At 38.2% G+C, this 8534-nt stretch carries 9 protein-coding genes, 10 tRNA genes and 1 pseudogene; 1 reads left to right on the plus strand and 19 read right to left on the minus strand.

Annotation, left to right across the window (positions count from 1 at the left end; translation table 11 throughout):
- Positions 1–98: 98 nt before the first annotated feature.
- The 11 genes from JOE23_RS17475 to JOE23_RS17525 form a co-directional block, all read right to left on the minus strand.
- Positions 99–175 (minus strand) — tRNA-Ile (locus tag JOE23_RS17475).
- Between the two features lie 8 nt (positions 176–183).
- A tRNA-Gly gene (locus JOE23_RS17480) sits at positions 184–257 on the minus strand.
- Positions 258–276: 19 nt separating this feature from the next.
- Positions 277–353, minus strand: a tRNA-Arg gene (locus tag JOE23_RS17485).
- A 58-nt stretch (positions 354–411) separates the two neighbouring features.
- A tRNA-Leu gene (locus JOE23_RS17490) sits at positions 412–498 on the minus strand.
- 135 nt (positions 499–633) lie between these two features.
- Positions 634–706, minus strand: a tRNA-Lys gene (locus JOE23_RS17495).
- A gap of 101 nt (positions 707–807) precedes the next feature.
- Positions 808–882: transfer RNA gene (locus tag JOE23_RS17500), tRNA-Gln, on the minus strand.
- Positions 883–890: 8 nt separating this feature from the next.
- Positions 891–967, minus strand: a tRNA-Asp gene (locus JOE23_RS17505).
- Between the two features lie 15 nt (positions 968–982).
- Positions 983–1057 (minus strand) — tRNA-Glu (locus JOE23_RS17510).
- A 16-nt stretch (positions 1058–1073) separates the two neighbouring features.
- Positions 1074–1164 (minus strand) — tRNA-Ser (locus JOE23_RS17515).
- Positions 1165–1168: 4 nt separating this feature from the next.
- Positions 1169–1243 (minus strand) — tRNA-Asn (locus tag JOE23_RS17520).
- Between the two features lie 201 nt (positions 1244–1444).
- Positions 1445–1891, minus strand: a complete 447-nt coding sequence (locus JOE23_RS17525) for a SprT family protein (protein WP_204440756.1) — start codon at positions 1889–1891, stop codon at positions 1445–1447.
- Between the two features lie 69 nt (positions 1892–1960).
- On the opposite strand from JOE23_RS17525, the gene cmpA reads away from it, so the two are divergent.
- Positions 1961–2062, plus strand: coding sequence for a cortex morphogenetic protein CmpA (gene cmpA, locus JOE23_RS17530; protein WP_204440759.1), 102 nt, complete (start codon positions 1961–1963; stop codon positions 2060–2062).
- Positions 2063–2231: 169 nt separating this feature from the next.
- Here the strand turns inward: cmpA and JOE23_RS17535 are convergent, their stop codons facing one another.
- The 8 genes and pseudogenes from JOE23_RS17535 to JOE23_RS17570 form a co-directional block, all read right to left on the minus strand.
- Positions 2232–4403: a Tex family protein gene (locus tag JOE23_RS17535; RefSeq protein WP_204440761.1), complete on the minus strand. Its 2172-nt coding sequence runs from the start codon at positions 4401–4403 to the stop codon at positions 2232–2234.
- 234 nt (positions 4404–4637) lie between these two features.
- Complete coding sequence (locus JOE23_RS17540) at positions 4638–5228, minus strand: SpoIIE family protein phosphatase (RefSeq protein WP_204440763.1); 591 nt, start codon at positions 5226–5228, stop codon at positions 4638–4640.
- Complete coding sequence (gene sigB / locus JOE23_RS17545; protein ID WP_204440771.1) at positions 5228–6019, minus strand: RNA polymerase sigma factor SigB; 792 nt, start codon at positions 6017–6019, stop codon at positions 5228–5230. The genes JOE23_RS17540 and sigB overlap by 1 nt, the downstream gene beginning before the upstream one ends.
- A complete protein-coding gene (rsbW, locus tag JOE23_RS17550) occupies positions 5991–6467 on the minus strand; it encodes an anti-sigma B factor RsbW (protein WP_204440779.1) in 477 nt (158 codons plus the stop codon). Before rsbW ends, sigB begins: the two co-directional genes overlap by 29 nt.
- A complete protein-coding gene (locus tag JOE23_RS17555) occupies positions 6468–6803 on the minus strand; it encodes an STAS domain-containing protein (RefSeq protein WP_204440781.1) in 336 nt (111 codons plus the stop codon).
- Positions 6804–6864: 61 nt separating this feature from the next.
- Positions 6865–7875, minus strand: a complete 1011-nt coding sequence (locus tag JOE23_RS17560; RefSeq protein WP_204440784.1) for a PP2C family protein-serine/threonine phosphatase — start codon at positions 7873–7875, stop codon at positions 6865–6867.
- Between the two features lie 19 nt (positions 7876–7894).
- Positions 7895–8296 (minus strand): anti-sigma regulatory factor, encoded by a 402-nt coding sequence (locus JOE23_RS17565; protein ID WP_204440786.1) that lies wholly within the window; start codon positions 8294–8296, stop codon positions 7895–7897.
- Between the two features lie 2 nt (positions 8297–8298).
- Positions 8299–8534: pseudogene (locus tag JOE23_RS17570) on the minus strand (STAS domain-containing protein); the annotation flags it as partial.

An 8534-nucleotide genomic window follows, 5' to 3' on the forward strand; every position in this document is an offset into this window, starting at 1 on the left:
TTCGTCGATGATCCATTTGCTCGTTTAAAGCACTAGCTTGCTTCTTACTTCTTTTCTTAACATACTGGTTGTTTTGTTCAGTTTTCAAAGATCAATTATGGTGGGCCTAAGTGGACTCGAACCACCGACCTCACGCTTATCAGGCGTGCGCTCTAACCAGCTGAGCTATAGGCCCTAAATGGATGGAGCGGGTGAAGGGAATCGAACCCTCATCATCAGCTTGGAAGGCTGAGGTTTTACCACTAAACTACACCCGCATAATCTACTAAAATCAAATGGCGCGCCCGAGAGGAGTCGAACCCCTAACCTCTTGATCCGTAGTCAAACGCTCTATCCAATTGAGCTACGGGCGCTAATGAAGCGACATCTTTAAATATATCATATTGTCAGTTGTTTTGTCAATAACTTTTTTGGTGCGGTCGAGAGGACTTGAACCTCCACGGGTTATTCACCCACTAGGCCCTCAACCTAGCGCGTCTGCCATTCCGCCACGACCGCAAGAACAATTTATAATTAAAAACTTATATTCACTCATTCTTTAAGAATGTAGGAGTTTTTTTAAACTAGACACTTTGTCTTTGCTGTTTCCTAACTATTTGCAGATTTTCATACTATATTAATGTATAAAAAAGATGAGCCATGAAGGATTCGAACCTTCGACCCTCTGATTAAAAGTCAGATGCTCTACCAACTGAGCTAATGGCTCTTCTACTCATAATTGAACCCTTATCAATAGAAAAGCCTTTAAAACATTCACATGGTTTCAAAGGAGTTATATCTAAACTATAGAAGTTCTAAAATGAAGAATGGCTGGGCTAGCTGGATTCGAACCAGCGCATGACGGTACCAAAAACCGTTGCCTTACCGCTTGGCTATAGCCCAACAATAAATGGCGGTCCGGACGGGACTCGAACCCGCGACCTCCTGCGTGACAGGCAGGCATTCTAACCAACTGAACTACCGGACCCTATGAAATTGAATATGGTGACCCGTACGGGATTCGAACCCGTGTTACCGCCGTGAAAGGGCGGTGTCTTAACCGCTTGACCAACGGGCCAATAGAAAAAATAAAATGGCGGAGAAGGAGGGATTTGAACCCTCGCGCCGCTTACACGACCTACACCCTTAGCAGGGGCGCCTCTTCAGCCACTTGAGTACTTCTCCATTATGGCTCCACAGGTAGGATTCGAACCTACGACCGATCGGTTAACAGCCGATTGCTCTACCACTGAGCTACTGTGGAATAAGTGCTAATTTATATTAGCGACGATAAAAACTATACTATATTTAAAAGAAACTGTCAACAACATCTAATCATTTTTTATGAATAGCGTCCAACTGCTTTATGTAGCTTTTAATCGAACTTTCTAGAAAAGATTAATATATCATAAATTTAGTGACCTAAAATAAAATAACATGAACTTAGACTAGCGTCAACTGTTTTTTACAAATTAGAAAAATCAATTCTTCCCTTGCATCGACTACACCTGTATCGTTCAATATTGATCCGTTTCTTTCTCTTATACAATTGACCACACTGCAAGCATTTATACAGATAAAACATCTTTCTTGCCGATGGTAACATTTGACAATGTCTCGGCGAGCCTGTTTGTTGCAATAATGCTTTAAATTCTAAATCTCCATGCCGATATCCTTTCCCTTCAATATGAAGGTGATAATGACATAATTCATGCTTAATGATCCCAATTAGTTCTTTCTCACCTAATTCAACTAGATATTTTGGGTTTATCTCAATGCGTCTTTCAGAAGGTAAGTATCTTCCTCCAGTAGTCCTTAAGCGTGAATTAAAGATCGCTTCATCAAAAAAAGGTTTGTTGAAATGATCATATGATAAACGCTCGACTAATTGTTGAAGATTCATATCATTCATTGTACAGTTCCCCATTTTTACTTTTCTCATATGCTATCATACCAGAGATTTAGTCAGGGAGGAATGAATATGCCGACTTGGTTAAAGAAACAGTTGAATTTTGCATTTAAACAGAAAGATATTAACCAAATTATTTTATTAAATCAATGTTGGTTTTTTTATCACAGATAAACGTCCGTAAAACGCTCGAAGGCATATCTATATTAAACGAGTATAACGGACGCTCATGTCCTGATTCACTCAACTAACAATCCGCGGGCGAAGAACAAAAACACCCACGGATTGAAGTTTTTATCACAACGAATATCATTAAAGGCATTTTGTCGATGCCTTTAATGATTTAATCATTTTTCACCATGGTTAATGCGATTCGTTCTTTTTGTAAATCAACTTGATCAACCCAAACCGTAATGACATCACCGACCGATGCTATATCCATTGGATGCTTTACAAAACGATTTGACATTTTAGAAATGTGAACTAAGCCATCTTGCTTAACCCCAATATCAACAAAAACACCGAAATCAACAACATTGCGAACGGTTCCTTGCAACTCCAAACCTGGCTTTAAATCTTCCATTGTTAAAACATTCTTCTTTAATAATGGTTTAGGTAAATCATCACGCGGGTCACGTTCGGGACTGCTTAATGCTTTAATAATATCCTGTAGTGTCAACTGGCCAATGCCTAACTCTTTTGCTACTTTATCAAGTTCAAGTGTGGCTAACTTGTCTTGCAATGCTTGCGTCCCTAAATCTGTTTTCGTGCAATCAATCATTTTCAGTAAGGTTACTGTCGCTTGATAACTCTCTGGGTGAATCGGTGTTCGATCTAAAGGCTCTTCCCCATCATTAATCCGCAAAAAGCCAATACTCTGTTCATATGTTTTTTGCCCTAGGCGAGGTATATCTTTTAATTGTTTCCGCGAACTAAATTTCCCAATATCCTCACGTTGTTTGACGATGTTATTAGCAACAGCTTTGCTTAACCCTGATACATACTGCAATAATGATACTGAAGCGGTGTTTACATTAACACCGACTTTATTTACTGCTGTTTCTACGACAAATTTCAAAGATTCATTTAATCTTTTTTGGCTTACATCATGTTGATATTGCCCAACGCCAATTGATTTCGGGTCTATCTTAACGAGTTCCGCTAATGGGTCTTGAACACGGCGAGCAATTGAAACAGCACTCCGCTCTTCTACTTGCAAATCAGGAAACTCTTCCCGAGCTAATTTTGATGCAGAATATACACTAGCACCTGCTTCGTTAACGATGATATATGGTGTCGTTAACTTTTCTTGCTCAATCACATTTGCAATAAATTGCTCTGTTTCACGCGAAGCTGTCCCATTTCCAATCGCTATCAGCTCAATATTATACTGCTTAACATATGATCTAACCTTCGAAGTTGCACCTTTAATATCATTCTTCGGTGCTGTTGGATAGATAACATCAACAGCTATCATACGACCCGTCTCATCCACTACGGCCAACTTACAACCGGTACGAAAGGCAGGATCTACACCTAAAATCATTTTCCCTTTTAAAGGAGGCTGCAATAAAAGATTCTTTAAATTTTTTGAAAAAATCTCAATCGCTTGTTCCTCGGCTACTTCCGTCAATGAAGTACGAACCTCTCGTTCTATAGCAGGTTGAATCAGACGCTTATAGCTGTCTGCGATCGCCTCAGTTAAAAAGACTTGGACTGCTTCTGGTGTACCTCGGGAAATAATTTTGCGTTTTAAAAATGCTAATATCGTATCAAGCGGAGTATCAACACTTACTTTAAGCACGTCTTCTTTTTCGCCACGATTCAAGGCAAGAATACGATGGGCTACTATTGACTTAATCGCCTCTTCGTATTCATAATACATTTCATAGACACCCTTCTCATCATTGTCGTTGCTTTTTCGTTTAACTTGGAGCTTTCCCTGTGTAAACGTTTGTTTCCTTATGTAATCTCGATACGAGGCTTCATCAGCAATCCATTCTGCTATGATGTCGTTGGCACCTGCTAAAACTTGGTCGGTATCTAGTAACTCATTATCTTCAGAAAGGTAGGCTTCTGCTTCTTTAGTTAAGTCTGTGATCGATTGCTTCCAAATCAACTCAGCTAACGGTTCCAATCCCTTTTCCTTTGCGATCGTCGCTTTCGTACGTCGCTTCTGTTTATATGGACGATAGAAATCCTCAACCCGTTGTAATTGCTCTGCTGTTTCAATATTTTGTTTCAATTCAGGAGTTAACTTACCTTGTTCATCAATCAGTCGAATAACTTCTTCTTTCCTTTGAGCCAGTTGAACGCCATATTGCCATTGATCTTCTATTTCTTTAATTTGAACTTCATCTAAACCACCCGTTTGTTCTTTACGGTACCGAGCTATAAATGGGACAGTGTTGCCCTCTTGTAGTAAATGAATCACCTGTTTAACTGTTGCTGTATTTACTTTAACTCGGCTTGAAACGCTCTCAATAATATGTGTTTGATTGCCCTGGTCTTCCATACTGAATTCCTCCAACTTCCTTATACTTCTTCCTTTAAAAGGTTAACTTATTGCTTGCCACTTCTTTGGTTAAATTTTATACTTTCGTAACGTATTTAATGTTGGCCCTTTAAGTATAGATGAAAAATAGACTACCTGTCCAATGGTCACTTAAGCTAACTATAATCTGACTGACATTTTAACCTTTAACATTAGAAGAACCCTATGATTGTTTATAAAATCATAGAGTTCCGGCTAATATTTTATAATAATTAAAGTCGTGTCATCATCTCGTACCTGTTCCATCTTTTCAGCAAAAGCGTAAGTAATATCTTGGACATCCTTTTGTCGAAATAAGGTGTGGGATAAATCTCTTGATACAATACCATCTGAAAATAAGGCAAACATGGTCCCTCTCTCTAATGGTCCTCTTACTTCTTTCATCGTTCGAGCGTAAACACCTAAATATCCTGACATCGGTATGTTACGGCTTTTGATCGTATCTGAAGTAATGGTCATTAAACCAATATTGCCAATTGAAGCGTAGGTGTAATAGTGATCTTTATAATTTATCTTTAGTACACCTAATACGACGCCACGCTTACCCATTAAAGCTTGGTTACTCGCTTGTACAATTTGACTAGTATCCATTATGGGATTTGCCTCAATTACATTCATTACCGCTTGAGAAGACTCTTTTGCCATCTCACCACTACCAAGTCCATCGGCTAAAGCACATATAAAAAAGTCATCATTTTCATAGTAATAATAACTATCCCCACAATAATAGTTACCTACTTTAGCTTTTTGATAAACAGATATGTCAACATATTTCGTGTCTTTCATTAGTCGTTAACCCCTATACCATCAGCTTGCAGAGCCTCTCTTAGCTTTAATAAAGCACGTCGTTGTATACGAGAAACATGCATTTGGGAAATATCTAACAAATCACCTGTTTCCTTTTGACTTTTATTTTCAAAATAAGTATATTGTAAAACCTTTTGTTCGCGTTCAGATAAAATCGGTAATACCTTTTCTAATAATAAACGAATATCTGTTTTTTCAAACCCTTCATCCTGATTGCCAATTAAATCAAGAATAGAAACAGTACTCCCATCAGAATCAGCTTCAATTTTTTTATCGACTGACAATGCTTTATAACTTTGTCCCATCTCCATCGTTTCTAAAACTTCTTCTTCACTCACATCTAAATGTTCAGCAATATCTTTCACAGATGGAGAGCGTTGATTAACCGTTGTTAAATATTCTGTTGCCTTTTTAATTTTGGGACCTAATTCCTTAATGCGACGCGGAACATGGACACTCCATGTTTTATCACGAATAAATCGTTTTATCTCTCCGATAATAGTAGGAATTGCAAATGATTCAAACGATTTACCTAATGTCGGATCATACCTTCTGATCGCAGCTAATAATCCCAGCATCCCCACTTGGACAAGATCTTCATGAATTGAGCTATTTTTTGCATACTTTCTAGCTATTGAATGAACAAGATCTTGATACGTTAAGACGATCTTCTCTTGGATCTCTTCATCTTCTGGATTTTCCTGTAGGTGCTGTATCCATTGGTAAATCTCATCCCCACGTTTATTGTGTGGTTGAGATTTGGTCGTCATCTATGTCCACCTCATTTATGGAGAGATTTTTAGTCATTAAAACAATCACGCCATAATCATTTCTAATCTCTACCTTATCCATTAGCGCATCAATTAGAAATAATCCAAAACCACCTTCTCGTAAGCTTTCTATTTCTTCAGTCTGCTGGTATGGGCCAGTGCCAGCTTTTATTTCATTTAAATCAAAGCTACCGCCATGATCAGCGACCATAATTTCAAGACGGTTTTTATAAATGCCGAACCCTACCGTTACTTCGCCTTCTTCATTGTCTTCATAAGCGTGCGTAGTCGCATTGGTCATTGCTTCTGAGATGGCAACTTTTAAATCTTCAATATCTTCATAAGTAAAACCCATTCTATTAGCAATACCTGAAATGCTGAGACGGATAACACCAACGTATTCAGGCTTCGCCGGTAGTTTCATTTCAATAAAATCAAAGTGTTCCATTTAGTTCCCACCCCGCACTGTTGTGTCAATCGTAATAATGCTATCCAAGCTCGTAATTTTAAATAAACGGTGAACACGATCTTGAAGTTGAATCAATTTAAGTGATGTTGAATGTTCCTTAGAGGATTTTAAGGCACTAATAAACACACCAAGTCCTGTACTATCCATATAATTTACCTTTTCTAAATCAACGATAACCTCTGTATTTGGTTGTTTCGTTAAAGGGAGTAACGCTTCCTTCAATACCGGAGCTGTATATGCATCAATTTCTCCGGAAAGAACAAGTGTTGTCATATTATCCTGTTCAATCATTTCTACATCTAAATTGATATTCATGAATTTCCTTCCTTCCACCTAGTCAAAGTCAATTAGTTATGTATTCCCTAAAACAAAAAGACTAAACTTTTTTTCTAATAATGATCAAAGTAAAGTCATCTCTAAGATGAAAATCTTGTAAACGCTCAAAATATTTATATACAGAGTCAACCGCCTCTTGAGCTGGTAAGTGAATATAATCTTTAATGACTTGAAGCACTTCGTCTCTTTCAATAAACCGATCGCCCACTCGACACTCTGTCACACCATCTGTCAGAAGGATAATGCAATCATCCTTTTTTATATGGTTAACAAATTGCTGATAAGTTGTATGTTCCGTTGCTCCTAATACGAGACCTCGCGCCTCAATTTCTTCAAACTTATCCTTACTCGCATGATAATAGAAACCAGGCTCATGACCAGCAGAAGCATAGGAGAATGTTTCACTTTCTGGGTTATATAATCCATAAAACATCGTGATAAACATACTTGGATCAACATTTCGTTCAACCACTCGATTTAAGTTTTCAAGAATCATGCTCGGCTGCCGTTGATTTTCCGGGAAACTATCCATAGAATATTTAATCATAGACATCGCAAGAGCCGCTGGTATTCCTTTACCAATAACATCAGCTAAAGCAATACCTAATGTTCCTTCTTTATCTGCCACGAAATGATAGTAATCGCCATTCATACTATTAGCAGGTACACTGATTGCACCAATATCCAGACCCTTAATGTCAGGTTTAACCGTGGATAGCAATGTTTTTTGCATATTTGCCGCCACAGATATTTCAGATTCCAATTCTGATTGCTTCGCTCTTAAAAATTGATATTCTTGTAAGGCTAAGCCGTATGAAATCATCGCTTCTAACAGAAAATTTAATGAATCGCTAACCTCTCTTGGCAACTCTGGATATAACTCTTTTAAAGCTTCGATGTGCACATGTATAATCTCTTCTGGTGAGATATTATGTTGCACGGATAATTTACTGAATTGTTCGGCTTGATATAGGGCTGTTTCATCATTTGTTAGTAAATATTCTTTTAATAGTTTGCGGTAATTCTCTAAATCAAGCTTAACTGATTCCATTAACACACCCCTCAATCCATTATCTAACCAACTTTATCGCTTCTATTTCTGTTCCTTCACCGCTCTCTGAACGAATTTCAAAATGGTCCATCAAGCGCTTTACACCTGGCAGACCTGCACCAAGACCACCAGAAGTAGAGTAGCCATCTTGCATAACTTGACTAATATCACGGATGCCCGGACCTTTGTCAACTGCTATAATCTTTAACCCTTTTTTATCTAATTGATTGATGACTTCAAAGCAAATCTTTCCTGTTCCTGCATATAAATAAATATTTCTTGCTAGTTCAGATATAGCGGTAGCGATGCGAGCTTGGTCAACCGTTCCAAAACCCAGCTCTTTAGCATGTTCCCTTCCTAGTTGACGTGCACCTACAATATCCCACTCTTTTCTAATATTAACGCAGGGATTGAAACCCATAATCATCCCTCCAGTTCCTGGCGAAGTTTAATCAACCCTTGCTCTAGGTCTAATGCAGTTTGTACATCTTGTAAATGTATACCTAGTTCAATCAGTGTCATAGCTACTGCAGGTTGAATTCCAGTTAACACCACTTTAGCTCACATCAAATCAGACATTGTTACGACATCACCAAGGACTTTCGCGATAAAAGAATCAATGATATCGACAGAGGTTAGATCAATGACGACACCTGTCG

Source organism: Amphibacillus cookii, from assembly GCF_016908375.1.
GTDB lineage: Bacteria > Bacillota > Bacilli > Bacillales > Amphibacillaceae > Amphibacillus_C > Amphibacillus_C cookii.

What these genes read in the sequence shown, in the direction of transcription:
- JOE23_RS17555 (WP_204440781.1), bottom strand. Translation starts at nt 6,803, where the DNA reads ATGAATATCAATTTAGATGTAGAAATGATTGAACAGGATAATATGACA.
- JOE23_RS17540 (WP_204440763.1), bottom strand. Translation starts at nt 5,228, where the DNA reads ATGAAAGACACGAAATATGTTGACATATCTGTTTATCAAAAAGCTAAA.
- JOE23_RS17560 (WP_204440784.1), bottom strand. Translation starts at nt 7,875, where the DNA reads ATGGAATCAGTTAAGCTTGATTTAGAGAATTACCGCAAACTATTAAAA.
- JOE23_RS17565 (WP_204440786.1), bottom strand. Translation starts at nt 8,296, where the DNA reads ATGGGTTTCAATCCCTGCGTTAATATTAGAAAAGAGTGGGATATTGTA.
- JOE23_RS17525 (WP_204440756.1), bottom strand. Translation starts at nt 1,891, where the DNA reads ATGAATGATATGAATCTTCAACAATTAGTCGAGCGTTTATCATATGAT.
- cmpA (WP_204440759.1), top strand. Translation starts at nt 1,961, where the DNA reads ATGCCGACTTGGTTAAAGAAACAGTTGAATTTTGCATTTAAACAGAAA.
- sigB (WP_204440771.1), bottom strand. Translation starts at nt 6,019, where the DNA reads ATGACGACCAAATCTCAACCACACAATAAACGTGGGGATGAGATTTAC.
- JOE23_RS17535 (WP_204440761.1), bottom strand. Translation starts at nt 4,403, where the DNA reads ATGGAAGACCAGGGCAATCAAACACATATTATTGAGAGCGTTTCAAGC.
- rsbW (WP_204440779.1), bottom strand. Translation starts at nt 6,467, where the DNA reads ATGGAACACTTTGATTTTATTGAAATGAAACTACCGGCGAAGCCTGAA.